The sequence below is a fragment of the Planotetraspora phitsanulokensis genome (assembly GCF_016863295.1).
In the GTDB taxonomy this organism is placed as follows: domain Bacteria; phylum Actinomycetota; class Actinomycetes; order Streptosporangiales; family Streptosporangiaceae; genus Planotetraspora; species Planotetraspora phitsanulokensis.
The window spans coordinates 34,895-59,148 of sequence record NZ_BOOP01000018.1; the positions used below are offsets into that span (position 1 = coordinate 34,895).

General features: G+C 70.6%; 20 protein-coding genes. 11 read left to right on the plus strand and 9 right to left on the minus strand.

Annotated elements, in window-relative coordinates; all coding sequences use genetic code 11:
* Window positions 1-5: 5 nt before the first annotated feature.
* From Pph01_RS18890 to Pph01_RS18915, 6 genes are all read right to left on the minus strand, one after another.
* Window positions 6-2,468, minus strand: coding sequence for a ComEC/Rec2 family competence protein (locus Pph01_RS18890; protein ID WP_204074439.1), 2,463 nt, complete (start codon window positions 2,466-2,468; stop codon window positions 6-8).
* Entirely contained in the window at window positions 2,465-3,115 is a 651-nt protein-coding gene (locus tag Pph01_RS18895) for a ComEA family DNA-binding protein (RefSeq protein WP_239116831.1), read from the minus strand. Before Pph01_RS18895 ends, Pph01_RS18890 begins: the two co-directional genes overlap by 4 nt.
* Before the next feature lie 399 nt (window positions 3,116-3,514).
* Complete coding sequence (locus tag Pph01_RS18900; protein WP_204074440.1) at window positions 3,515-4,360, minus strand: DegV family protein; 846 nt, start codon at window positions 4,358-4,360, stop codon at window positions 3,515-3,517.
* Window positions 4,361-4,423: 63 nt separating this feature from the next.
* Entirely contained in the window at window positions 4,424-5,632 is a 1,209-nt protein-coding gene (gene hutI / locus Pph01_RS18905; protein ID WP_204074441.1) for an imidazolonepropionase, read from the minus strand.
* Between the two features lie 470 nt (window positions 5,633-6,102).
* Complete coding sequence (hflX, locus tag Pph01_RS18910; RefSeq protein ID WP_239116832.1) at window positions 6,103-7,506, minus strand: GTPase HflX; 1,404 nt, start codon at window positions 7,504-7,506, stop codon at window positions 6,103-6,105.
* Window positions 7,507-7,622: 116 nt separating this feature from the next.
* A complete protein-coding gene (locus Pph01_RS18915; RefSeq protein WP_204074443.1) occupies window positions 7,623-8,318 on the minus strand; it encodes a DUF4097 family beta strand repeat-containing protein in 696 nt (231 codons plus the stop codon).
* A gap of 154 nt (window positions 8,319-8,472) precedes the next feature.
* On the opposite strand from Pph01_RS18915, the gene aceB reads away from it, so the two are divergent.
* The 9 genes from aceB to Pph01_RS18960 all read left to right on the plus strand — a co-directional run bounded on the left by aceB (window position 8,473) and on the right by Pph01_RS18960 (window position 18,191).
* The gene (gene aceB, locus Pph01_RS18920) at window positions 8,473-10,059 is read left to right on the plus strand and encodes a malate synthase A (RefSeq protein WP_204074444.1); all 1,587 of its coding nucleotides are present in this window, start codon (window positions 8,473-8,475) and stop codon (window positions 10,057-10,059) included.
* 109 nt (window positions 10,060-10,168) lie between these two features.
* Complete coding sequence (locus tag Pph01_RS18925) at window positions 10,169-11,248, plus strand: PDDEXK nuclease domain-containing protein (RefSeq protein ID WP_204074445.1); 1,080 nt, start codon at window positions 10,169-10,171, stop codon at window positions 11,246-11,248.
* Window positions 11,249-11,294: 46 nt separating this feature from the next.
* Complete coding sequence (locus tag Pph01_RS18930) at window positions 11,295-12,746, plus strand: FAD-binding oxidoreductase (RefSeq protein ID WP_204074446.1); 1,452 nt, start codon at window positions 11,295-11,297, stop codon at window positions 12,744-12,746.
* A 49-nt stretch (window positions 12,747-12,795) separates the two neighbouring features.
* Window positions 12,796-14,016, plus strand: a complete 1,221-nt coding sequence (locus tag Pph01_RS18935; RefSeq protein WP_204074447.1) for an FAD-binding oxidoreductase — start codon at window positions 12,796-12,798, stop codon at window positions 14,014-14,016.
* Window positions 14,017-14,065: 49 nt separating this feature from the next.
* Complete coding sequence (locus Pph01_RS18940) at window positions 14,066-15,325, plus strand: (Fe-S)-binding protein (RefSeq protein ID WP_204074448.1); 1,260 nt, start codon at window positions 14,066-14,068, stop codon at window positions 15,323-15,325.
* Window positions 15,322-16,056 (plus strand): IclR family transcriptional regulator, encoded by a 735-nt coding sequence (locus Pph01_RS18945; protein WP_239116833.1) that lies wholly within the window; start codon window positions 15,322-15,324, stop codon window positions 16,054-16,056. Before Pph01_RS18940 ends, Pph01_RS18945 begins: the two co-directional genes overlap by 4 nt.
* 52 nt (window positions 16,057-16,108) lie before the next feature.
* Entirely contained in the window at window positions 16,109-16,345 is a 237-nt protein-coding gene (locus Pph01_RS18950) for a DUF2277 domain-containing protein (protein WP_204074449.1), read from the plus strand.
* A gap of 107 nt (window positions 16,346-16,452) precedes the next feature.
* Window positions 16,453-17,106: an RNA polymerase sigma factor gene (locus tag Pph01_RS18955; protein WP_308441903.1), complete on the plus strand. Its 654-nt coding sequence runs from the start codon at window positions 16,453-16,455 to the stop codon at window positions 17,104-17,106.
* On the plus strand, window positions 17,103-18,191 hold the full coding sequence (locus Pph01_RS18960) for a CU044_5270 family protein (protein ID WP_204074450.1): 1,089 nt from the start codon (window positions 17,103-17,105) through the stop codon (window positions 18,189-18,191). Before Pph01_RS18955 ends, Pph01_RS18960 begins: the two co-directional genes overlap by 4 nt.
* A gap of 133 nt (window positions 18,192-18,324) precedes the next feature.
* Here Pph01_RS18960 and Pph01_RS18965 read toward each other — a convergent pair whose 3' ends face one another.
* The gene (locus Pph01_RS18965; RefSeq protein ID WP_204074451.1) at window positions 18,325-19,695 is read right to left on the minus strand and encodes a cation:dicarboxylate symporter family transporter; all 1,371 of its coding nucleotides are present in this window, start codon (window positions 19,693-19,695) and stop codon (window positions 18,325-18,327) included.
* Between the two features lie 124 nt (window positions 19,696-19,819).
* Here Pph01_RS18965 and Pph01_RS18970 point away from each other — a divergent pair, with 124 nt between their 5' ends.
* Both Pph01_RS18970 and Pph01_RS18975 read left to right on the plus strand, forming a co-directional pair.
* Complete coding sequence (locus Pph01_RS18970) at window positions 19,820-21,409, plus strand: sensor histidine kinase (RefSeq protein WP_204074452.1); 1,590 nt, start codon at window positions 19,820-19,822, stop codon at window positions 21,407-21,409.
* Window positions 21,406-22,077, plus strand: a complete 672-nt coding sequence (locus tag Pph01_RS18975) for a response regulator (RefSeq protein WP_204074453.1) — start codon at window positions 21,406-21,408, stop codon at window positions 22,075-22,077. Before Pph01_RS18970 ends, Pph01_RS18975 begins: the two co-directional genes overlap by 4 nt.
* Window positions 22,078-22,080: 3 nt before the next feature.
* On the opposite strand, the gene Pph01_RS18980 is transcribed toward Pph01_RS18975, so the two are convergent.
* Together Pph01_RS18980 and Pph01_RS18985 are read right to left on the minus strand one after the other, a co-directional pair.
* Window positions 22,081-22,827 (minus strand): HNH endonuclease family protein, encoded by a 747-nt coding sequence (locus Pph01_RS18980; RefSeq protein ID WP_204074454.1) that lies wholly within the window; start codon window positions 22,825-22,827, stop codon window positions 22,081-22,083.
* Window positions 22,828-23,218: 391 nt separating this feature from the next.
* Entirely contained in the window at window positions 23,219-24,163 is a 945-nt protein-coding gene (locus tag Pph01_RS18985; RefSeq protein ID WP_204074455.1) for an ABC transporter substrate-binding protein, read from the minus strand.
* Window positions 24,164-24,254: the final 91 nt, after the last annotated feature.

Below are 24,254 nucleotides of genomic sequence, written 5' to 3' on the forward strand. Positions count from 1 at the left end.
GGACCTCATCCCTTCCTCGGCACGATCCCGAGCCGGCCCTCCTGGGCGGTCACGGCGAGATCGCCGGACAGGTCGGTGCGGTAGACCCGCATGCCGAGCAGACCGAGCCGCTGCGTCGTCAGCGGGGCCGGATGGCCGTAGTCGTTGACCGCTCCGACGCTGATCAACGCGGCACGCGCCCGGGTGGCGCCCAGAAACCCCGGATCCTGCCGCCGGGAACCGTGGTGGGGAACCTTGAGGACGTCGACGGACGGGACTCCGGCACGCGCCAGGAGGGCCTGCGACTCGGTCTCGAGATCTCCGGCGAGCAACGCGGATCCGATGAGCCCTCCCGCCGGCGCGAACCAGCGGACGAGCAGCACGATGCTGGCGTTGTTGGCGACGGCCCCCTCCCCCGGGCCCTGGCGAGGGGCGTCGGACGACGGAGCGATGACGGTGATCTCCGCGCCGCCGAACCGCCACCGCGTCCCCGGCGGCATCACCCACTCGGGGACTCCCCTCGCCCGCAACCGCCAGGAGACGCGGGCGCTCTCCCTCTCGGGGACGCGACCCGGGCTCACCAGCGCTGCGCCCACGGCTCTGCCGCGCATCGCGCCTTCGAGGCCGCCGACATGGTCGAGATGGGGATGCGTGAGCACCATCAACGGCACCTGCCGGACGTCGAGATCGCGCAGGCAGCGGTCGACCGGTCCGGGCTCGGGACCTGTATCGATCACTATGGCCCTGCCGGGGCCGGCGGATACGGCCAGCGCGTCTCCCTGGCCCACGTCGCAGGCGACCAGCAACCATCCGGGCGGGGGCCACGGGGAGCTCACGGGCCCCGCGACCAGGACGGCGACCAGAGCGCCGGCGAGCAGGGCAAGCGCCGCCCGCCTGTACGCCCGTCGCCTCATCACCGCCCACACCGTCACCGCGGCGGCCGCCAGCAGAACGAGACCGGCGAGTCCCCCCGGCCAGCCGATCGTCGCCATGGGAACCGCGGCGGCGTGCTCGGCGACGACGATGATCCAGCCGGCGGCCCAGCCCGCGGGATGCACCAGGATCTGAGCCGCTCCCATGCTCAGCGGGGCGACGACCGCCGCGGCGAAGCCGAGCACGGTGGCCGGCGCGACCGCCGGCCCCGCGAGCAGATTCGCCGGGACGGCCACGAGGTCGAGCCGGCCGGACATGAGCACCAGCACCGGCGTCACGGCCGCCTGCGCCGCGGCGGGCACCGCGACCGCCTCCGCCGCGAGCATCGGCATCCGCTCCGCCAGCCGTTCGCGCCAGCGCGGAGCGAGCACCAGGATGCCGCCGGTCGCGAAGACGGAGAGGGCGAAGCCGTACTGCCTGGCGAGTCCCGGATCGAAGAGGATCAGGCCGAGCACGGTGGCGGACAGGACGGCCACCCCGTCCTTCGGCCGGCCGGCGCCGAGCGCGACCGCGGCGATCGATCCCATGACGAGCGCCCGCAGCACGCTGGGCGACGGCCTCGCGACCACGGCGAACCCGAGCATCGCGACGATCATGAGGAGCGCGCGCAGGGGCAGCGGCAGCCCGGCGATCCTCGCGAGGGCGAGGACGGCTCCCGCGATCAAGGCGAGGTTCGCTCCGGAGACGGCGGTCAGGTGGCTGAGCCCGGCCGTGGTGAAGTCCTGCCTGATCTGGTCGTCCATCCGCGACACGTCGCCGACCACCAGGCCGGGGAGCAGCCCCCGCTGGCCGGGAGGCAGAACGTCGCTCGCCTCGCGGAGGCCGGCGCGCACCTCCCCCGCCACGGTCTGCGCGGCCGACGGATCGCCGAGGAGCTCCGGACCGCCTCGCACGAGCAGGACGGCGGCGGTCAGCTCGCCCGCCTCCGCGGGCCCCAGGCGTCCCCGGACCCTCACCTTCTGGCTGGGCAGCAGCGTGCTCCACCCCTCCCCCGAGCCGAAGAGCACGATCGGCACGTCCACGGCGAAACGCTCCGTGGCGGAGGTCACGGACACCATGCGCGCCTCGACCACGGCGCTGTCCCGCTGAACGACTCCGCCGCGATGGGGCCGCACGCGGGGGTCGTCGGTGATCACGACGTCCGCCGTCACCGAGGCGCTCCGCGCCGCCAGTCCGGGCACCGGGCCGCTGGTGACGGCGTGCACCTTGAAGGCCACGATGGCGGCGGTGGCCGACAGGCACGCGAGGGTCCCCACGACGACGTTCCGGGCGCCGGGCGACCTCATGTTCCGGGCCCGATGCCGTATCCCGGGCGTTCGCGCGCGGGGCGATGTGCGAAGGCGTGCACCAGGTGGCCTGGACATGAGCGCGGCCCAGCACGTCGCCGCAGCGACGGCGGCGACGACGGCCGTCACCGCACCTGCGGCGGCCGAGCATCCCAGCAGGACGATCGCCGCCGCCCAGGACGCCAGGGCGGGTGCGACCAGCGGCAGCGCGTGCGTCGCCCCTGTCTCCGGCCTCGGTCCGGCTCCGCGATCCGCGGCTCCCGCCGTCACAGGGCGACCTTGTCCTTGATCTCGGAGAATCGTTTCTCCCCGACCCCGGAGACCTCACGGAGCTGATCGACGCTCTGGAAGCCGCCATGCGCCTCGCGGAACTCGATGATGCGCTCGGCGAGCACGTCACCGACACCCGGCAGGCCGTTGAGCTGCTCCGCTGTCGCCGAGTTGAGGCTGATGAGACCACCCGCGGCCGCACCGGCCGGCGTGACGTCTCCGGGAGACGTCGGCGTGGGAGCACCCACCACGATCTGCTCGCCGTCCACGAGACGCCGGGCGAGATTCAGCGCGCCCGGTTTCGCACCCGGCCGGATCCCGCCTGCGGCGTCGATGGCGTCGGCGACCCGGGACCCCGTCGCCAGCGACAGCACCCCCGGTCGCCGCACCTTGCCCGTCACGTACACGACGACGCTCGCCGTCGGCGACGGGGACGCCGCCACAATCGAGGAGACGCTCATCGGAACGGGCGGAGTCAGCGGCTCGGCCACCGGTCGCGAACGCCATGCGAAGACGCCCGCCACGATCGCCGCGAGCGTGCCCAGGACGACGAGCACCCGCAGGCACGGCACACCGGGATCGAGCAGCGGAACCGCGCCCGCCAGACGCCCGCGCATCCGCGCCCCAAGTGAGTCCACTGAGTCCACGGCAGACGACTCCTCCTCCGTCAGGACCGGTTCGTACGGCTCACGCCCCGCGACAGCCGTACGAACCACGTGGGGGGCCTCGTGGGGCGAACCGAACGACGGCGGCGGACCGGGCAGGGGACGCTCACGGGCAACCGGCGGCCCTGACTCCACCGGCGCCGTCAGACGGCGCAGACGAGCCTCTACCGCGACGCGTTGAGCCGCCTGCTGCGTGGTTCGCACCCGGGAGACGCTAGGTGGGCGCGAGGCGTCCGCCCCCACCGGAACGGCGCTCTGTGGATGACGCGATGCCTGTGGAAACGCAGGCCGCTCACTTGCTCGCCGGTGAAAGCGCCACCGCTCACGCAGACGCCCGCCGAACGACCGGGCGCTCTGGACTCTGGCTGAACCGCCGGGCGCTCACTCGGTCGCCGTGGAGACCGTCACGCCGAGCAGGCCGGGGCCGACATGGGCGCCCAGCGCCGGCCCGACCTCGACGACCATCATGCGGACGAGTCCGGGCAGCCGGGCGCTCAGACTCTCCGCGAGCGCGCCGGCCCGGGCCGAGGCCATGAGATGTTGCACCGCCACGTTCACCGGCTCGTCCGCGGCCACCTCGACCGCCAGGTCCTCGAGGCGGGCGATCGCGCGGCCCGCCGTACGGACCTTCTCCACGACGGTGATCGGGCCGTCGCCGAGTCGCATCAGCGGCTTGATCGCCAGAGCGGAGCCCACGAGGTTGGCGGCGGCGCCGATGCGGCCGCTCCGCCGGAGGTGCTCGAGCGTGTCGACGTAGAAGAACGTGCGGGTGACGTCGGCACACCGCCTCGCCGCGGACACGACGTCGGCGAGAGCCGCTCCCCGCCGGGCCGCCTGCGCCGCGGCCAGCACGGGGAAGCCGAGCCCCATGGCGATGGACCGGCTGTCGATCACCTCGACGGGGATCGGCGCCTCCCGCGCGGAGACGAGAGCGGAGTCCACCGTGCCCGACAACTCGCCGGAAAGGTGGACGGAGACGATGCCCGTCGCTCCCTGCGCGGCCGCCTCCCCGTAGACGTCGGTGAACAGTTGCGGCGACGGCCGCGACGTGGTGGCGCCGCCGCGCAGGGCATCGGCGACGGCGGAGGTGTCGATGGGCGTCCGGTCCTCGATGATCTGGCCGTCATAGGCGACCCGTAACGTGACGACGGCGATCCCCTGCCTGGCCGCCTCGGCCTCGCCCAGATACGCGGTGGAATCCGTGACGACGGCGATCATCGGGGGCATATCGAGAGAGTAACCGCTCGCGATCTCCGGGACACGTGGATGATCGCGCGAGTGGGCGGCGGGTTACTGGACGGGGGTTCCGCCGCGCCAGACCCGGCGGGGCTTGAGGCCGTACGACCAGGCGAACGCGCCCTCGTGGTCGGCGTCCCACTGCACGATGTCCGCCAGCCGGCCGGGAGCGAGGATGCCGCGGTCGGGGGCGCCGAGCACCTGGGCTCCGCCCAGCGTCGCCGCGCGGAGCGCGTCCCCCACGCTCATGCCGAACGCCGACACGGCCAGGCTGATCACCAGGGACATCGAGGTGATGCCGCAGTGGCCCGGGTTGTGGTCGCTGCCGAGCGCGATCGGGACGCCCTGGGCGATCATGCGGCGCACCGGCGGAAGGCTGCCGCCCTGCAGAGCGGTGGCCGGGCAGACGACGGCGGGCACGCCGTACCTGCCCATCAGCGCGATGTCCTCGTCGGTGGTGTGGTGGAGCAGGTCGGCGGACGAGCATCCCATCTCGGCGGCCAACTGGACCGCGCCGCGGCGGTTGAAGGCGCCCGCGTGAACGCGCGGAAGGAGGCCGACGTTGCGGCCGGAGGCGAGCACCCAGCGGGCCTCGTCGACGCTGAAGTGGCCGTCGTCGCAGTAGACGTCCACGCTGTCGGCCCCGGCGGCGGCCGCGTCGGCGCACCAGGTGGCGACGGCCTCGACGTAGTCGCGCTGACGGCCGAAGTACTCCGGCGGGACCACGTGCGCGGCCAGGAACGTGACGTGCACGCGCGGCATCATCGGCTCTTTCTCGAGCTCGCGCAGCAGCCGGACGTCCGCCAGTTCTCCGTCGCGGGTCAGGTGGTAGCCCGTCTTGGCCTCGACGGTCGTCGTGCCGGCCAGCAGCCACTCGCGCAACCGTTCGCGTACGCCGTTGCACAACGTCCACGGGTCGGTGCCGCGGGTCACCGTGACGGTCGAGCCGATGCCGCCGCCGGCCGCGTTGATCGCGGAGGCCGTCGAGCCGCCCGACCGCATCGCCATCTCGGCGTAGCGGTTCCCGGCGTAGACGGGGTGGGTGTGGGCGTCGATGAGACCGGGCGTGACGAGCGCGCCGCCGAGGTTCTCCACGTGATCGACGTCGACGATGTCGTTGACGACCCCCGGCACGCTCTGCGGCAGGTCGGCCGCCCGCCCGACCCAGGCGATGCGGTCGTTGTGGACCAGGATGGCCGCGTTGCTGCATACGTCGTGACCGGTCCAGAGCCGGCCGATGTTGGTGAGCAGCCGAACGGTCATCCGACCACCTGCCCATCGTCCCGGAACACGACAAAGTCCCAGGTCATGGGCGCCGCGCCCACTGGGTCCGCTCCGTGTCCGGACGTCATTGGGGGGTCTCCTGCCTCATCGCGCACCGGTGTTGTGCGATGACCCTACCGCCAGGATCTTGAACCCGGGCGATTTCAGTTCAGTTACGTTATTTCACAGGTCGACTGGATGTACAGGGCTATTGAGAAAGAACGCCAATACGCCACAGCCGTATAGATACGTCACTTCTGTCCCCGACTTCGCACCGGCAGCCGTTCCCCGCGACTTGAAACCGATGCCCTCGCACTCGCCAACGCGCAACAACACGTTCTGGTGTCATCTTGTTACCCGCGCCATAAGGTCTCGTTAGGCTGGCGTTATCGTACCAAGGTCACCCCCGGAGAGCCACTAACGAACCGTGACCCTCGCAGGGGCGTGTCGGGGAGAACGGTAACGGCCGCTCAGACGGTCTCGACGGGCTTGGCGACCCGGTCCAGCTCGGCGAACAGCGCCCCCAGAACCCTGGCGTGCAGGATGGTCCCGTCGCCGGTGTGCTGCAGGGACAGCACCTCGCCCTCCTTGTGGGCCCGCGCGACCAGGTCCGTCCTGTCGTACGGCACGAGCATGCGGACCTCGTGGTCCAGGCGCGGCAGCTCGGTCTCGATCATCGCCATCAGCTCACCCATGCCGGAGCCGGTGCGCGCGGAGACCACCACGCTGTGCCGTTCCTTCATGGTCAGCCGGGCGAGCGTCACCGGGTCGGCGGCGTCGGCCTTGTTGATCACGACGATCTCGGGGATCTCGCTCGCGCCCTCGATCTCGGCGAACACCTCGCGGACGGCCGCGAGCTGCGACTCGGGATCGGGATGCGACCCGTCGACCACGTGCAGGATCAGGTCGGCGTCCCCGACCTCCTCCAGGGTCGAGCGGAACGCCTCGACCAGCTGGTGGGGCAGGTGCCGGACGAACCCGACGGTGTCGGCGAGCGTGAACAGGCGGCCCTCCGGCGTGCGCGCCCGGCGCACCGTGGGGTCGAGGGTCGCGAACAGCGCGTCCTCGACCAGCACGCCCGCACCGGTCAGCCGGTTGAGCAGCGACGACTTGCCCGCGTTGGTGTAGCCGGCGATCGCCACGGCCGGCACCTCGCGGGCCTGCCGGTGGTGCCGCATGGTCTCGCGGGCCGTCGACATGTTCTTGATCTGGCGGCGGAGCTTCGCCATCCGCTCACGGATGCGGCGCCGGTCCAGCTCGATCTTCGTCTCACCGGGACCACGGCCGCCGATGCCGACGCCGCCGGCGGCGCGGCCGCCGACCTGCCGGGAGAGGTTGCCACCCCAGCCTCGCAGGCGGGGCAGCAGGTACTGGAGCTGGGCCAGCTCGACCTGGGCCTTGCCCTCCCGGCTCTTGGCGTGCTGGGCGAAGATGTCGAGGATCAGCGCGGTCCGGTCGATGACCTTGACCTTGACGATCTCCTCCAGCTGGCGCAGCTGGCCGGGCGTGAGCTCACCGTCGCAGATGACGGTGTCGGCGCCGGAGGCGGCCACGATGTCGCGCAGCTCGATCGCCTTCCCCGATCCGATGTACGTCGCGGGGTCGGGCTTGTCACGGCGCTGGATCAGTCCCTCCAGGACGTCCGATCCGGCGGTCTCCGCGAGGAGCCTCAGCTCCTGCAGTGAGTTCTCCGCGTCGAAGACGGAGCCGCTGGTCCAGACGCCCACGAGGACGACCCGCTCCAGCCGCAGCTGGCGGTATTCGACCTCGGTGATGTCCTCGAGCTCCGTCGAAAGACCGGCCACACGGCGGAGCGCCTGGCGCTCTTCGAGTTCGTAATCGCCTACGGCAAGGTCTTCGGGCTCGTCATGCATATATGTCATCTCTTCTAGAGGAACACTCCGACACCCCTGGTGTCTTCCCATCGATGGTGGCACGACGTCCCGATGTCCGCATCTGGTTATGGCCTGCGGTGTTCCGCCGGGGACCGTCAGCCCTTGAGGACCCGGGCGTCGCCGGAACCGGTCTTGACGACGACGGTGCGGGGAGACGAGGGATCCTGTGTCACGGCGACCTCCTCGTCGCCGGCACCCGTGCTCGCGGTCACGTTGTAGGACCCGGACGGCACCCAGACGGTGCCGTCTCCCGAGCCGGTCTCGACGCGTACCTTCTCGGGGGTCGCGGCGAAGCGGAGCTTGACCTCGCCCGATCCGGTCGTGGCGGTCACCTGACGGCCGGAGAGCCCTCTCGCGTCGATGTCGCCGGATCCGGCCGCCGCGCTCACCTGGCCGCTCAGCTCACGGAGGGTGATCGTGCCCGATCCCGCGTCGATGTTCACGTTCAGGCCCTTCGGGACCTCCACGCGGTAGTCGACGGAGCAGTCGTGGCACTGGTAGCGCAACGTGAGCGTGCCGGCGTCGACCTGGTGGCCGTTCTGCGGCTTCTCGCCCCGCCAGTGCAGGGTCTCGGTGACGTGGACGCCGGTCCTGCCGGACTCGTTGACGACGATCTCACCGGCCCCCGTGTAGGCGCGCAGGGCCGTGATCTCGTCGGTCACGTCGTAGGACTCGACGGCCTGCTCGCCGCCGAGGCCGACCTTGCCGAGGTCGATCTCCGCGCCGCACGCGGTGAGAGCGAGGGCGGCGCCCAGTGCCACTCCCGCGACGATCATGCTCTGCCTTCTCATGACACCGATTCTTCTGGTGCGTACGGCACCGCCCCATCGGGGAGATCCCCCGGTCCGCCCTGACGCGTCCCCCACGTTGACCCTCGGATCAGCGGTGGAGTAGCGTCGATTCCACCATTTAGAACTAAATTTCCGGATCGTGGAAAGAGTGCCGATGGAAGGCGTTGAGATCACAGGTCCCCTGCTCGATCGGTTCGACGAGATCCTCACTCCCGAGGCGGTCGCCTTCGTAGCTACCCTCCATCGCGAGTTCGACACGAGGCGTAGGGAGCTGCTGGCCGTACGCGACGAACGGCAGGCACGGCTCTCCGCGGGCGGAACGCTCGACTTCCTCCCCGAGACCAGGCAGGTGCGCGAGTCCGAGTGGCAGGTGGCGCCGCCGGCCCCGGGGCTCGAGGACCGCCGCGTGGAGATCACCGGCCCGGTCGACCGCAAGATGACCATCAACGCGCTGAACTCGGGCGCCAAGGTGTGGCTGGCCGACTTCGAGGACGCCAACGCGCCCACGTGGGAGAACACGATCAGCGGGCATCTCAACCTCCGGGACGCCCTCGACCGGACGATCGACTTCTCCTCGGGCGGCAAGGACTACGCGCTCAAGCCCGACGACGAGCTGGCCACCGTGGTGGTCAGGCCGCGCGGCTGGCACCTGCCGGACAAGCACGTCCTCGTCGACGGCATGGAGATCTCGGGCGCGCTGCTCGACTTCGGGCTCTACTTCTTCCACTGCGCCCGGCGCCAGCTCGACAAGGGACGCGGGCCGTACTTCTACCTGCCGAAGATGGAGTCGCACCTCGAGGCGCGGCTCTGGAACGACGTGTTCGTCCGCGCCCAGGACCTGCTCGGCATCCCGCAGGGGACCATCAGGGCGACCGTGCTGATCGAGACGTACCCGGCCGCGTTCGAGATGGAGGAGATCCTCTACGAGCTGCGCGAGCACTCCGCGGGCCTCAACGCCGGCCGCTGGGACTACCTGTTCAGCGTCATCAAGAAGTTCCGCACCCGCGGGCGGGAGTTCCTGCTGCCCGAGCGGAACTCGGTGACGATGACCGCCCCCTTCATGCGCGCCTACACGGAACTCCTGGTGCGCAGCTGCCACAGGCGCGGGGCGCACGCGATCGGCGGCATGGCCGCGTTCATCCCCTCCCGGCGCGACCCCGAGGTGAACAAGGTCGCCCTGGAGAAGGTCCGGGCCGACAAGACGCGCGAGTCGGGCGACGGGTTCGACGGCTCGTGGGTGGCCCACCCCGACCTGGTGCCGATCTGCCGCGAGGTCTTCGACGGCGTGCTGGGCGAGCGTCCCAACCAGCTCGACCGCCTGCGCGAGGACGTCCACGTCACCGCCGAGGACCTGCTGTCCGTGTCCAAGACCCCCGGCCAGATCACCGAGACCGGGCTGCGGAACAATGTCGACGTGGCCCTGCGGTACCTGGCGGCGTGGATGGGCGGGCTGGGCGCGGTCGCCATCCACAACCTCATGGAGGACGCCGCGACGGCCGAGATATCGCGGTCGCAGGTCTGGCAGTGGATCCACAACGACATCGAGCTCGCCGACACGGGCGCCGTCGTGACCCGCGACCTCGTCGAGCGGATCATCTCCGAGGAGCTCGCCGCGATCGCCGAGGAGCCCGGCTACGACGAGGGCCTGTACGCGCAGGCGACGGCGTTGTTCAAAGAAGTCGCGCTCGACGACGATTTCGCGGAGTTCCTTACCCTCCCCGCGTATGCCCGTATGCGATGACATGACCGACTCGGGGGTCAGGAATCTTCCCGCCCGGTGGAAGGTTCCTGATCCCCATCGGTGTACGACTAGACGAGCGCATCCATCCAGATGTCGCTACATCTGGTCCATGAGCGAATTCAGAGAGGCCGGCGACCACGCCGGCGCCGCCGCCGGACCGCCCCGGGCGATCACGCGTGAGATCACCAGGAGCCACTACCGGTCGGCGCTCACGGCCAACGCCGAACTGATCCACCAGTACTGGCGCATCGGCCGCCACATCCTCGGCCGCCGACTGGGCGACACCCGGTACGACGAGGTCCTCGCCCGCCTGGCGGCCGAACTCAGGGCCGAGTACCCCCGGGCCAGGGCGTACTCCCGGGCCAACCTGCATCGCATGACGACCTTCGCCGCCGCCTGGCCGGAGTTCGTCCCGCAGTCCCTGGAGTTGATCCCGTGGGGCCACGTCGTCGTCCTGCTGGACCTGCTCGACGACCGCCCGACCCGCGAGTTCTACGCGATGAAGGCGGCCCACGAGGGCTGGACCCGGAGCACGCTGACGATGATGATCCGGAGCGGGCTGCACCTGCGGCCGGACCACCCCCTGTACGACACCGGCAGGACGGTGCCGCTGGAGGACCGCGACTGCGTCAGGGACATGCTCACCGACCCCTTCGTGACGGAACTGCTCGACGGAGGCGAACGGCGCGGGCGCGACCTCGAGGCTCGGATGATCGACACCGTCGTCACCTTCCTCCAGGAACTCCGGGTGGGTTTCGCGTTCGCCGCCAGGCGGCGCCGTCTGTCAGCCCGGGGCGAGGAGTTCGTCGCCGACCTGCTCTTCTACCACCTCGCGCTGCACCGCTACGTCGTCGTCGATCTCCGGACCGACGGCTTCGCCCCGGAGCACGCCGACCGGCTGGACCTCTGCGTCGCCGCCGTGGACGACCAGGTCCGCGACCGGATGCGGGACGAGCCGACGCTGGGCATCCTCCTGGTCGCCTCACGCGATCAGATCATGGTCGAGTACCGGCTCGGCGCGATGATCTCGCCGCTCTCGGTGGGCCCGCACACACTGCCCGCCGACCTCCAGGCGGCCCTCCCGACGCCCGCGGAGCTGGCAGGTGCCATCGCTCCTGCTCTGCGAGATGATTCAAGGGAAGACGACATTCAGGAGCGAATCATCACAGAAGGCCCGGCCGGCCTGTGAAGGACCAGGGCCGGGGGCCGCGGACGCACGAGGAGGAACCGTAGCGATGTCCACCCTCCAGCGGCTCACCGAGCGGCTCGGCGACATCCTGGACGAGGGCTCGGTGATCACCGATCCCGTACGGCTGCGGACCTACGACTGCGACGGGCTCACCTATCACCGGGCCACCCCCGGCGTGGTCGTGCTGCCGGAGTCGGCCGAGCAGATCGCGGCCGTGGTGCGGCTGTGCGACGAGTACGGCGTGCCGTTCGTGGCGAGGGGGTCGGGAACCGGGTTGTCCGGCGGCGCCCTTCCCCGGACCGACGGTGTGCTGATCGTCACCTCCCGCATGCGCCGCATCCTGGAGATCGACATCCCCAACCGGCGTGCGGTGGTCGAGCCGGGCGTGACCAACCTGGCCATCTCCGAAGCCGTCCGCGAGCGGGGCTACTACTACGCGCCCGACCCCTCCAGCCAGCAGATCTGCTCGATCGGCGGCAACGTCGCGGAGAACTCGGGCGGCGCCCACTGCCTGAAGTACGGCTTCACCGTCAACCACGTCGTCGGGATCGAGCTGGTCACCCCGCAGGGGGAGATCGTGGAGTTGTCGGACCGCGATCCCGGCTACGACCTCCTCGGGGCGTTCATCGGCTCGGAGGGCACGCTGGGCATCGCCACCAAGATCACCGTACGGCTGTCGCGGACGCCCGAGGCGGTCACGACCCTGCTCGCGGCCTTCACCGGGATCGAGGGCGGCGGCCGGGCCGTGTCGGCGATCATCGGCGCGGGGATCGTCCCGGCGGCCATCGAGATGATGGACGCCCTGGCGATCGAGGCGGCCGAGGCCGCGGTGCACTGCGGCTACCCCGAGGGAGCCGGGGCCGTGCTCGTGGTGGAGCTCGACGGGCCGCACGCCGAGGTGGACCACCAGTTCGCCGCCGTCGAGCGGATCTGCCGCGAGACGGGCGCCTTCGAGATCCGGGTCGCCGCCTCGGCCGAGGAGCGGGCCGCGATCTGGAAGGGCCGCAAGTCGGCCTTCGCCGCCGTGGGGCGGATCAGCCCCGCCTACATCGTCCAGGACGGGGTGGTCCCGCGGACGGCGCTGCCCGAGGTGCTCGCCGCGATCGACCGGCTCCAGGAGGAGTTCGGCATCCGGGTGGCGAACGTGTTCCACGCGGGCGACGGGAACCTCCACCCTCTCGTCCTTTTCGACGACACCGTGCCCGGCCAGGGCGAGCATGCCGAGGCCGCCAGCGGCCGGATCCTCGACCTGTGCATCGAACACGGCGGTTCGATCACAGGCGAACACGGCGTCGGTGTTGATAAATCTCGTTATATGCCGCGAATGTTCAGTGAGGAGGACCTCGACACCATGCAACTCGTGCGGTGCGCCTTCGATCCGAAGGGCCTGTCCAATCCCGGCAAGGTCTTCCCCACCCCGCGGCTGTGCGGGGAGGTCCCCGGGGTGCGCAAGGGCGTGCATCCGCTGGTGGAGTCCGGCATGGCCGAGCAGTTCTGATGAGCACCTTCCCGCAGCCCCCGGCCGACTCTCACAGGAGGTTGCTGCCATGAGCGCCGAGGCCGATCTCGCCGCCTGCGGCACGACCGTGCGCCCGGCGGGCGAGGACGACACGGTGGCGGGCGTCCGGCCGCGCTGGGTGGCACTGCCGGAGACGACCGAGGACGTCGCCGCCGTGCTCCGCGTGGCCGCCGCGCACGGCCTCGCCGTCGTGCCCACCGGCGCGGGGACCATGTTGCACTGGGGCCCGCCGCCCGAGCGCTGCGACCTGCTGGTCGACACCTGCTGCCTGAACGAGATCCTCGAACACGCCTCCGGCGACCTGGTGACCCGCGTCCAGGCGGGGGTGACGCTCGGCTCGCTCGGCGAGGCGCTCGCCTCGCAGGGCCAGCGCCTCGTCGCGCGGCCGCCGGTCTCGGGCTCCACCGTGGGCGGGATGCTCGCGACCGGAGTCGCGGGGCCGCTCGGATTCCGCTACGGCACCAGCCGCGACCTGCTCATCGGCGTCACCGTCGTGCTGGCCGACGGCACGATCGCCAAGTCGGGCGGCAAGGTCGTGAAGAACGTCGCGGGATACGACCTCGGCAAGCTGTTCACCGGCTCGTACGGCACGCTCGGCGTCATCACGGAGGCGGCGTTCCGCCTGCATCCGCTGCCCGCCGACAGCCGCTGGGTCACCGCTCCCCTTCCCGAGGCCGAGCGCGAGCAGGAACTCGCCGGGACGCTCGCCGCGTCCGTCCTCGAACCCGCCGCGATCGAGCTCGATCGGCCCGGTGCCGGCGAGGGCGTGCTCTCGGTCCTGGTCGAAGGCGTGGCGGCGGCCGAGCGGGCGAAAGCCGTACAGGACCTCATGGGGGTGGACGCCGGGATCGGCGAGGAGCCGCCCTCCTGGTGGGGCCGTCTACCCGGCGACGACCTCCTGCTGTCGCTGCGCGTGCCGCCGGCGGCGCTGGCCGCCACGCTTCGCGCGGTCGACGAGCTGGCGGCCCCCGTGGCCCTCGCCCCGCACGTGCGCGGTTGCGCCGCCACGGCCGACCTGTACGTCGCGCTGCCCGGGTCGCCCGATCCGGACCGGGTCGCCGCCTTCGTCACCGCCGTGCGCGAGGAGATCCGGCCGTTCGGGGGCCGGCTGACCGGCGTGGCGCTGCCGCCCGGCGTCGCGGTGGACTTCTGGGGGCCGACCGGAGCGCTCGGCCTGATGCGCCGGGTGAAGGACCGCTTCGACCCGGACCGCCGGCTGTCTCCGGGCCGCTTCGTCGGAGGCATCTGATGAACCCCCGCAGCCGCAGGCCGCCGGGCCGTCACATGGAGGACGCCGCATGGACCCCGAGCTGATCAAGGATTGTGTGCACTGCGGGTTCTGCCTGCCCACCTGTCCCACGTACGTGTTGTGGGGCGAGGAGATGGACTCGCCCCGGGGCCGGATCCAGCTCATGGACCAGCACGTGCACGGCACGCCGGTCACCGACGAGATGGCCGGGCATCTGGACGCGTGCCTCGGCTGCATGGCCTGCGTGACCGCCTGCCCTTCGGGCGTGCGCTACGACCGCCTGATCGAGCAGACGCGCGCCGTGGTCGAGCAGGAGCACAGGCGGACGCCCGACGAGCGGGCCGTCAGGGCCATGGTCTTCGCGCTCTTCCCGTACCGGCGAAGGCTGCGGGCGATGCGTCTGCCGATGGCCATGAGCAAGCGGCTCCGGCCGCTGCTCGAGCGGGTGAACCCCACGCTCGGGGCGATGGCCGAGCTCGCGCCGCCGGCCCCCAGGCACGTACGGCTTCCGCCCGTGGTCAGGTCGCGCAGGCGGCGCAGAGCCACCGTCGGACTGCTCACCGGCTGCGTTCAGGGTGAGTTCTTTCCGCAGGTCAACGCGGCCACCGTCCGAGTTCTGGCGCTCGAGGGCTGTGACGTGGTCATCCCGCCGCGGCAGGGATGTTGCGGCGCCCTGTCGCTGCATTCGGGCCGCGAGGCGGAGGCGAAGAGATTCGCCAGGCGCACGATCGCGACCTTCGAGCGGGCCGGGGTCGACACCGTCGTGGTCAACGCGGCCGGGTGCGGATCGAGCATGAAGGACTACGCCGAGGTGCTGAAGGACGATCCCGGCTGGTCCGGACGCGCTGAGGCGCTGCGGTTCCGCGACCTCGCCGAGTTCCTCGTGGAGCTGGGGCCGGTCGCGGAGCGCCACCCCCTGCCGGTCTCGGTCGCCTATCACGACGCCTGCCACCTGGCCCACGCCCAGGGCGTGCGGGCGCAGCCGAGGCAGCTGCTGGGCGCCATCCCGGAACTCGACCTGAGGGAGATCGCGGAGTCCGCCATCTGCTGCGGATCGGCGGGGACCTACAACCTGTTCCAGCCTCAGGCGGCACGCGAACTGGGCGACCGCAAGGCCGAACGGGTGCTGGCCACCGGCGCCGACCTGCTGGTGTCCGCGAACCCGGGCTGCACGATGCAGATCGCGGCCGCGACCCGGCGCGCGGGCAAGGGCGAGCTCCGCGTCGCGCACACCGCGGAGGTGCTCGACGCCTCACTGCGCGGGCTGTCCCCGCAGTCCCTCGGGTGGGTCTCGGAGGTCGCCAGGTGAGCGTGCAGAGCGTCGACCGGGCGCTCGACGTCCTGGAGGCCCTCGCGGAGCAGGGCGGGCAGGCCGGGCTGTCGGAGATCGCGGCTCGGACGGGCCTGCCGTACGGGACGATCCACCGGCTCCTTCAGACGCTTCTCGCGCGCGGGTACGTCCGGCAGGAGTCCGATCGCCGGTACGCCCTCGGCGGGGCGCTGCTGCGCATCGGCGGCACGGCCGAGCGCATGGTCGCCTCGCGGGCCGAGCCGTACCTCGCGCGGCTGGTGGAGCAGTCGGGTGAGACGGCGAACCTGGCGATGCTGGAGGGCGACTTCGTCGTCTATGTGGCGCAGGTGCCGTCGCCGCGGAGATTGCGCATGTTCGCCGAGGTCGGCCGCAGGGTCCTGCCGCACAGCACGGCGGTCGGGAAGGTGCTGCTCGCCGAGCGCCCGGACGCCGCGGCGGTGTTCCGGCGGACCGGCCTGCCGCGCCGTACGGACCGGACCATCACGACCGTCGACGGCCTGCTCGGCGAGCTGGACGAGGTGCGGGCCCGCGGATACGCGCTGGACCTCGGCGAGGAGGAAGGCGGCGTGCACTGCATGGCGGTCCCCGTCGTGGACGGCGGCCGGACGTTCGCGGCGATGTCGGTGTCGGGTCCGGCCGAGCGGATCGACGCCATCGACCGCGACGAGCTGGCCTCGATGTTGCGGAAGGCGGCCGGCGATTTCGGCTCGGCGGTCTTCGGTCTCTGATTCGGGCGCTGATCCCCCACACGTTTCCGGCGTTTCCATGGAGGATGAACGTATGTGTCGAAGCATCAAGACCCTGCGTCCGCCGTTCACCGACGAGGTGACGGAGAAGGACATCCACGCGGCGGCCCTGCAGTACGTGCGGAAGATCTCGGGATTCCGGGCGCCCGCCTCGCACAACGCGGAGGCCTTCGAGCGCGCCGTCGAGGCGATCACCGAGGCCAGTGCGGCGCTCCTCGCCTCCCTCGAGGTGCGCGGTCAGCATCCTTCCGGCGGAGCCGCCGCATCGTGAATCCGGGCCGCGGAACGTAGGGAACAGCCCGGGCTGGTCCGGCGGAGTAGGGGTGAAAGGCGCGAAGCCGCCAACGGAAGGATTCCCCCTATGAACGGACAGAACGGGTGGTGAGTACCGCGGCCACCGAGCAGGGCACCCGCCCCTGGGGTCGCCGTGCCGCCATACGAGGCCCCCAGGCCGGTCCGGGAGAGACGGCGACCGACGCCGGGCTGATCCAGGCGTCGCTGACCGACCCCGACGAGTTCGCAGGCCTGTTCGACCGGCATTCCGACGAGATCCACGCCTACGCGAGCAGGCGGCTGGGCCTCGACCACGGGCACGCGGACGACGTGACGGCGGAGACGTTCCTCGTCGCGTTCCGCAAGCGGCACCGCTACGACCTGGACAGGCCGGACGCCCGGCCATGGCTGTACGGCATCGCCGGCAACCTCATCTCCGGCCACCGCAGGTCGGAGGTCCGGCGCCTCAAGGCCCTCGCCCGAACGGCGGGCGGCGCGGAGACGCACGAGCTCCACGAAGAGGAGCGAAACGCCGAGCGGGCCAGCGCCGCGGCGCTCCGACCCGCCCTCGCGGCCGCGCTCGCGCGGCTGTCGGCGGCCGAGCGGGAGTTGCTCCTGCTCGTCGCCTGGGCCGACCTCAGCTATGAGGAGACCGCCCAGGCGATGAAGATCCCGGCAGGGACGGTCCGATCCCGGTTGCACCGGATCCGCGCGAAACTCCGCCGCCACCTTGACCTTCCCAAGGAGACCACGCCATGACCGACGAATTCGACATGATCACCCAGGCACGGCCCGAGGCGCCGGCCTACTCCCCCGCCGCCAAGGCGTCCGCGCGCCGCCGGCTGACCGCCCTGACCGCGGAGGCCCCCTCACGGCGCAGGCCGTTCGGCATCGTGATCGCGGGTGTGGCGGTGGTCGCCGGCGCGAGCGTGGTCGTGGTCAACGGCCTCCAGCCGGTTCCCCCGCAGGCACCGGGTCAGGTCGCGGAGTCCACCCCCGGATCGAAGCCCGGCTCCGGTGCGGTGGCGCTGCCGGACGTCACGAACATGTCGGCGACCGAGGTCCTCGGCAGGGCCGCCCAAGCGGCGACCGACCTCAACCCGCGGAACGACCAGTTCATCAAGGTCACCTCGCAGACGATGTATCCCACCCTCTCCCCCCCTGCCCACATGGAGAACGGGAAGACGACAAAGGAGTCGCGCTACCTCTACCGGACGAACCGCACCATCTGGCTATCGGCCGACGGCAGCAAGGACGGCGTGCTCAAGATCGAGTACCTCAAGCCGCGTGCTTATCCGGGTTGGCCCATCCCCAAGGAGGCCTACGCGGAGGTGGGCACGACCGACTCGACGAAACTGCCGACGTGCGGTCAGGTGCCGGACACCGTATACACACGGCTCAAGAGGCTTCCCACGAGCGAGAAGGGGATGCGTGACTACCTGTACTCGGGCCCCCACACCAAGAATCCCGCCGAGATCGACGCCTGGACGAGGGTGGGCGACCTGCTGCGGGAGACCTACATGCCGGCGGCCCAGCGCTCCGCGCTGTTCAAGGCGGCGGCCACGATCTCCGGGGTCAAGGTCACAGGCGGCGTGACGGACGCCGCCGGCCGCGCGGGCGTCGGCGTCGGCCTGGTGCGCTTCGGCGTCCGAGAGGACCTCGTCTTCGACGCGAAGACCTTCGAGTTGCTCGGCGAGCGGGGAACCGTCGTGAACCATAAGGAGGCGAAGTCGCCCCTCGACAGCGTGGTCTCCTCCACCGCGCGGCTCCAGGTCTCGGTCACCGACACGGCGCCCAAGGCGCCGGACCCGATCAGCGAGAAGAAGGGCAAGAGCTGCGGCTGATCGAGGCCTGTTCCACGGCGCGACCGACCTCCTGAGTTCGCTGACCGGCCGACCGAGTTCCGCTGACCGGCCGCCCGTGAACGCGCCGCGGCGCCCGCCCCTCGAACATGAGGAGCGGGCGCCGTACCTGCTTCTAGGACTGGAGGGCGGGTGCCTCATGGTCCTGCGGCGGCGCGGGGGCGTCGTCGTCGAGCAGCGTGGTCTCGTCGAACGGATCATGTCCCGCGAGCACCGCCTCGGCCCGCTCCCGGTCGAACTCGCCCGTCCACGTGGCGACGAGCACGGTGGCGACGGCGTTGCCGGCGAAGTTGGTCAGCGCGCGGGCCTCGGACATGAAGCGGTCGATCCCGACGATGAGGCCGACCCCGTCCACCAGCTCGGGCCGGTGCGACTGCAGGCCGCTCGCGAGTGTCGCGAGGCCCGCGCCGGTCACCCCCGCCGCGCCCTTCGACGCGATCATCATGAACGCCAGCAGGGCGAACTGCTCGCCGATGGCCAGTGGAGAGCCGGTCGCCCTGGCGACGAACAGGGTGGCCATCGTGAGGTAGATGGCGGTGCCGTCGAGGTTGAACGAGTAGCCGGTCGGCACGGTGATGCCGGCGACCGGGCGGCTCACGCCGAGGTGCTCCATCTTGGCGATCAGACGGGGCAGGGCGGACTCGGAGGACGACGTCGACAGGATGAGCAGGAACTCCCGCCGCAGGTAGTTCAGCAGCGCGAGCATGTTGATCCGCGCGACCGACCACAACATCGGCCCGAGGACGACGAAGACGAACACCAGGCAGGTCGCGTAGAAGCTGACCATGATGAGGCCGAGGCTCTTGAGCGCGTCCATGCCCGTCGCGCCCACGACCGCGGCCATCGCGCCGAAGGCGCCGACGGGCGCGGCCCACATGATCATGGCGAGGATCCGGAAGACGAGCCGCTGGATGTGCTCGATGCCGGCCAGGATCGGCGCCGCCTTCGGGCCCATGGCCTGGAGGGCGAACCCGGTGAGGAGGGCGACGAGCAGCGTCTGCAGGACCTGCCCCTCGGTGAACGCCGACACGAGCGTGGTGGGGATGATGCCGAGCAGGAACTCGGTGGTATCGCTCTCCCCGCCGGTGGCCGCCTGGGCCTCCGCCGCCTTGCGGAGCTCGTCGGTGAGCTGCAGCCCCTGCCCCGGATCGATGAGGTTACCGACCAGCAGTCCGATCGCGAGCGCTACCGTCGACATCACGAGGAAGTAGACGAGCGCGAGCCCGCCGACCTTGCCGACGCTCGCCGCCTTCGCGACCGAGCCCACTCCCAGCACGATCGTGCAGAAGATGATCGGGCTGATCATCATCTTGATCAGCGCGACGAAGGCGGTGCCCAGCGGCTTGAGCGCCGTCCCCAGGTCGGGGGCGACGAAGCCCACGGCGATGCCAGCCAGCACCGCCACGATGACGGCGAGGTACAAATAGCGAGTCCGGTCTGAGCGTTGGGGGGTGGCGGCCTGGGGTTCATCCGGGGACGCGGACATGGACACTCACTTTCCTGGGGGAAGGAAACTTCAGTGGAGCGACTATGCGGCCCGATATGAGCTGGGTCACCATTGCGTACATTTCGTTCATCACCGAAGTGCGCTCGGGAAAGTGAGACAGGGGATGGCGATTCCTGGCCGGCTGCGGCGCTGGAGTCTCGCCCGGCAGATCCTCGTGCTGCAGATCGTCGTCGTGGGCGTGACGGTGACGGTGAGCACCACCATCGGCTTCCTTCAGGCCCGGGACCTGCTCACCGATGAGGCCACGGGGGTGTCCACGGCGGTGGCGATCAGCGTGGCCGACTCCCCCGCGGTGCTCGACGCGCTGGACGAACCCGACCCCACGACGGCGCTGCAGCCGTACGCGGACCGGGTCACCGCGGAGACGAAGGTCGACTTCATCACCATCATGAGCCCGGCCGGCATCCGGTACACCCACCCCAACCGCAGCCAGATCGGCGGGCACTACCTGGGCAGCATCACCGAGGCCCTCGCAGGAGGGACCTACAGCGAGACCTACACGGGCACGCTCGGCCCCTCGGTGCGTACGATCACCCCCGTGAAGGACCAGGCGGGCAGGGTCAGAGCCCTGGTCAGCGCGGGAATCACGGTCGAGAGGATCAGCAGCAGGCTCCACGCGCAGATCGGCGCGGCAGGGCTCGCCGGGCTGATCGGCCTGTCGGCCGGGGTCGCCGGCTCCTACCTGGTCGGATCACGGCTGCGACGGCACACGCACAGCCTCGGCCCCTCGGAACTGAGCCGCATGTACGACTACCACGAGGCGATCCTGCACGCCGTACGCGAAGGGCTGCTCCTGGTGGACTCCCAGGGCACGCTCACGCTGTGCAACGACGGCGCCCGCGAACTGCTCCGTCTCGGCGCCGACGCCGAGGGCCGTCAGGTCACGGACCTGGGGCTGCCGCCGTCCCTCACCGAACTGCTCGCGTCCGGGGAGAACCGCACCGACGAGATCCACCTCACCGGCGAGCGGGTGCTGCTGGTCAACGTCGCCGTCGTGCGGTCGGGGTCGCGCTCGCTCGGCACCGTGGTGACCCTGCGCGACCACACCGAACTGCAGGGGCTGGCGGGTCAGCTCGACGCCGAACGTGGTTTCGCCGACTCGCTGAGGAGCGCGGCGCACGAGGCGGCCAACCGGCTGCACACCGTGATCACCCTGGTCGAGCTGGGCCGTCCGGAGCAGGCGGTGGCCTTCGCCACCGCGGAGCTCAAGGCGGCCCAGGAGCTCACCGACCGCGTGGTCGCGGCCGTGCGCGAGCCCGTGCTCGCCGCGTTGCTGCTCGGCAAGTCGGCCGAGGCGGGCGAACGCGGCGTGGAGCTGTCGATCAGCGAGGACACCGAACTCGACGACGTCGGCCTCGACGAGCGCGACCTGGTCACGGTCCTCGGCAACCTCATCGACAACGCGATGGAGGCCGCGATGTCCGGCAGCCCGCCCGCCCGTGTGGGCGTCCGCATCACGACCGACGGGACGTCCTGCCTGATCCAGGTGAGCGACAACGGCCCCGGCCTCGACCCGGCCGCGGCGCAGGAGGCGTTCCAGCGCGGATGGACCACCAAGGGAAGCGGCCGCGGCATCGGCCTCGCCATGGTCGCCCAGGCCGTCCGGCGGCTGGACGGCACGATAGAGGTGTCCGGCGGCGAAGGCGCCGTGTTCACGGTACGGCTTCCGCTGCCCGTGGAGAGCCGGCCATGATCTCCGTACTGGTCGTGGAGGACGAGGAGATCACCGCCGAGGCCAACCGGGTCTACGTCGAACGTGTGCCGGGCTTCGAGGTCGCGGGCGTGGTCCGCTCGGGCGGGGAGGCGCTGCGCTTCCTCGGGCGGCAGCCGGTCGACCTGATCCTGCTCGACCTCTATCTGCCCGACATGCACGGGCTCGACCTGTGCAAGGCCGTACGGGGCGCGGGCATCCTCTGCGACGTCATCGTGATCACCTCGGCGCGGGACCTGTCGATCGTGCGGTCGGCGGTTTCCGTGGGGGTGGCGCACTACCTGCTCAAGCCGTTCACGTTCACCGCGTTCAGCGACAAACTCCGGCACTACGCGCGGTTCCGCGACTCCGTCGACGCGTCGGGAGAGGCGAGCGGCCAGGAGGAGGTCGACCAGGCCCTCGCCGCGTTGCACGGGCCCCCTCAGCCCCGCCTGCCGAAGGGGATGTCCCCGATGACGATGGCGGCGATCCTGCAGGTGCTGACCGACACTCCGGGCGGCGCCTCCGCCTACACGGTGGGGGTCGCGATCGGCGTCGCGCGCGTCACCGCCCGGCGTTACCTCGAGCACCTGGCCGAGTCCGGGATCGCCCAGCGGGTCCCCCAGTACGGGTCGGTCGGGCGGCCGGAACTGCTCTACCGGCTCGTCTGACGATCAGGCGCACTGGTCGAGCATCACGTCCTTGTCCGCGGCCGTGACCGGCAGGTCGTACTTGATGGAGACCTGAGCGAACCGCACGGCGTAGGAGCACCGGATGCCCTTGGCCGGCGGCAACCACGACGCCGGGCCCGAATCGCCCTTGGCGGAGTTGGCCGAGCCGTCCACCGGCATCAGGTTGAGCGGGTCGTTGGCGATGCGCTTGCGTTCGGTGTCGCTCCAGCGGGAGGCGCCCATCTGCCAGTCGTAGGACAGCGGCATGACGTGGTCGATCTGGACCTCCGACGCGTCCTCCTTGCGCCATTCGATGGTGTCGCCCGTGTAGGGGTCGTTCAACGTCATCGAGACGACGACGCAGTCGGAGCCGCTGCGGTACTTGACCTTCTCACCGTCGCGCTTGAGGAGGTCGTTGCGGGTGTCGCACCCGTTGTGCGCCAGGGGGACGTCGTCGGCGTTGTCCGCCCACGCGTAGCCGAACTCCTCGCGGTCGTAGCCGGTCTTGGGCCCGCGTCCCTTGGTCTTCACCTGGTCGATCAGGTTACGGGCGTCGGTCCGGTCCTTGTCCGAGGTGATCTGGGCCAGGCCCGGCTCGGTGCCGTCCGGGTTGTCCAGGGGGTTCGTGCCGTGCGACTTCGCGGTGTCGTCGCCCTTGTTGTCGCCCTGGGAGTCCGAACGCCCCGGCGGGTCCAGGCTGAGCCCCTCCGTGGGCCCGCATCCGGCGAGAACGGCGATCGCCACCGACATACCGACGAAGATCCGAGATCCGCGCCCGCCCACAGCCACCCCTAGGTCATGAAATTTGCCACCTAGGTATAGCAAATGCCCAAGGGAAGGCAAATAAACGCCCAATCCCCCTCGCCGTGATCATGCACACATTCGTGGAAGACGCCGATGACCCGCCCGCCCGCTGCCCGTGATCACGCACGGATTCGGCGATACGCCGCCTGAGCAGCGCGGACACATTTCGTGATCATGCACAGATTCGGCGCGACCCGCCGCGACCTCGAACGACGCCAACCGTGATCATGCAGTGGTGGCGCGCGGCCGATCGGCGACCTTCCCGCATGATCACGTACCGATAGCGACCAGGTCGTACGCCGTCTTTCCGAACCTGTGCATGATCACGGCCAAGCCGTCAGGCGGCGGGGATCCAGTCCTGCCAGACGATCTTGTTCTGCTCGACCCACTTCTGGGCCGCGGCCTGCGGGCTCAGCTTCTGGACGGCCATGTCGTACGCCACGGAGTTCTGGTCGTCGTTGGTCCATACGAAGTTCTTGATCAATTCGTATGCCTTGCCGCCCTCGGCCGCGAACTTCTTGCTGACGATCTTGTCCAGCAGGTAGGGCGGGTAGTCGCAGGCGACCTTGGCCGGGTTCGCGTCACAGCCGATCGCGTACGGCGGAAGGTTGATCTTCACCAGCTTGAGCTGGGAGAACAGCCACTGGGGCTCGTAGAAGTACATGAGCAGCGGCGTCTTGTTCTTGTCCGCGTCCTGCGCGGCCTTGATCAGTGCGTCCTCGCTGCCGGCGTAGACCACCTTGAACGGGAGGTTGAGGTTCTTGATCAGCGCCGCGTCGTTGGTGACATAGGAGGGGTCGCCTGCGAGGAACTGCCCCAAGTTGCCCGACTTCGCGGTCTGGAACAAGGACTTGTAGGTGGCGAGCTTGTGATAGTCCGTGATGTCCGGATACTGCTTCGCCATCCACTCGGGGACGTACCACCCGATGACGCCCTTGTTGCCGTCCTCGCCCGCCGTCAGGGCGACCTTCTTCTCGTCGATGTACTCCTTCTTCAGCTCCGGGTGGGCCCAGTTCTCGAGAATGGCGTCGACCTTGCCGTTCTCGAAGCCCTTCCAGGAGTCCGCCTCCGCGGCCTCCACGCGCTCGACCTTGTAACCCAGCTCGTGCACGAGCAGGTACTCGACCACGGCGGCGCTCGCCTCGTAGCCGATCCAGGGGTTGACGGCCAGGCGCACCGTCCCGGCGCCCCCGCCCGGGCCTCCCGCGTTGTCGGAACTCCCGCTGCACGCGGTCAACGCCAGCGCGATCGTGAGCACCCCGGCAAGAAGTCGGACCCTCATATTGACCTCATCAGAAATAGGACGGGCGGCGAACGCGGACGACGGGACCGCGGGCGACACCGGCAGAGTATTTCACAACCGAAAGCGATGA

Excerpts from the sequence above, each read along its gene's own strand:
- Pph01_RS18985 (WP_204074455.1), bottom strand. The coding sequence starts at position 24,163 with ATGAGGGTCCGACTTCTTGCCGGGGTGCTCACGATCGCGCTGGCGTTG.
- Pph01_RS18940 (WP_204074448.1), top strand. The coding sequence starts at position 14,066 with ATGGACCCCGAGCTGATCAAGGATTGTGTGCACTGCGGGTTCTGCCTG.
- Pph01_RS18965 (WP_204074451.1), bottom strand. The coding sequence starts at position 19,695 with ATGTCCGCGTCCCCGGATGAACCCCAGGCCGCCACCCCCCAACGCTCA.
- Pph01_RS18915 (WP_204074443.1), bottom strand. The coding sequence starts at position 8,318 with ATGAGAAGGCAGAGCATGATCGTCGCGGGAGTGGCACTGGGCGCCGCC.
- Pph01_RS18970 (WP_204074452.1), top strand. The coding sequence starts at position 19,820 with ATGGCGATTCCTGGCCGGCTGCGGCGCTGGAGTCTCGCCCGGCAGATC.
- Pph01_RS18925 (WP_204074445.1), top strand. The coding sequence starts at position 10,169 with ATGAGCGAATTCAGAGAGGCCGGCGACCACGCCGGCGCCGCCGCCGGA.
- hutI (WP_204074441.1), bottom strand. The coding sequence starts at position 5,632 with ATGACCGTTCGGCTGCTCACCAACATCGGCCGGCTCTGGACCGGTCAC.
- Pph01_RS18900 (WP_204074440.1), bottom strand. The coding sequence starts at position 4,360 with ATGCCCCCGATGATCGCCGTCGTCACGGATTCCACCGCGTATCTGGGC.
- Pph01_RS18975 (WP_204074453.1), top strand. The coding sequence starts at position 21,406 with ATGATCTCCGTACTGGTCGTGGAGGACGAGGAGATCACCGCCGAGGCC.
- hflX (WP_239116832.1), bottom strand. The coding sequence starts at position 7,506 with ATGCATGACGAGCCCGAAGACCTTGCCGTAGGCGATTACGAACTCGAA.
- Pph01_RS18960 (WP_204074450.1), top strand. The coding sequence starts at position 17,103 with ATGACCGACGAATTCGACATGATCACCCAGGCACGGCCCGAGGCGCCG.
- aceB (WP_204074444.1), top strand. The coding sequence starts at position 8,473 with ATGGAAGGCGTTGAGATCACAGGTCCCCTGCTCGATCGGTTCGACGAG.
- Pph01_RS18980 (WP_204074454.1), bottom strand. The coding sequence starts at position 22,827 with ATGTCGGTGGCGATCGCCGTTCTCGCCGGATGCGGGCCCACGGAGGGG.
- Pph01_RS18935 (WP_204074447.1), top strand. The coding sequence starts at position 12,796 with ATGAGCGCCGAGGCCGATCTCGCCGCCTGCGGCACGACCGTGCGCCCG.
- Pph01_RS18950 (WP_204074449.1), top strand. The coding sequence starts at position 16,109 with ATGTGTCGAAGCATCAAGACCCTGCGTCCGCCGTTCACCGACGAGGTG.
- Pph01_RS18930 (WP_204074446.1), top strand. The coding sequence starts at position 11,295 with ATGTCCACCCTCCAGCGGCTCACCGAGCGGCTCGGCGACATCCTGGAC.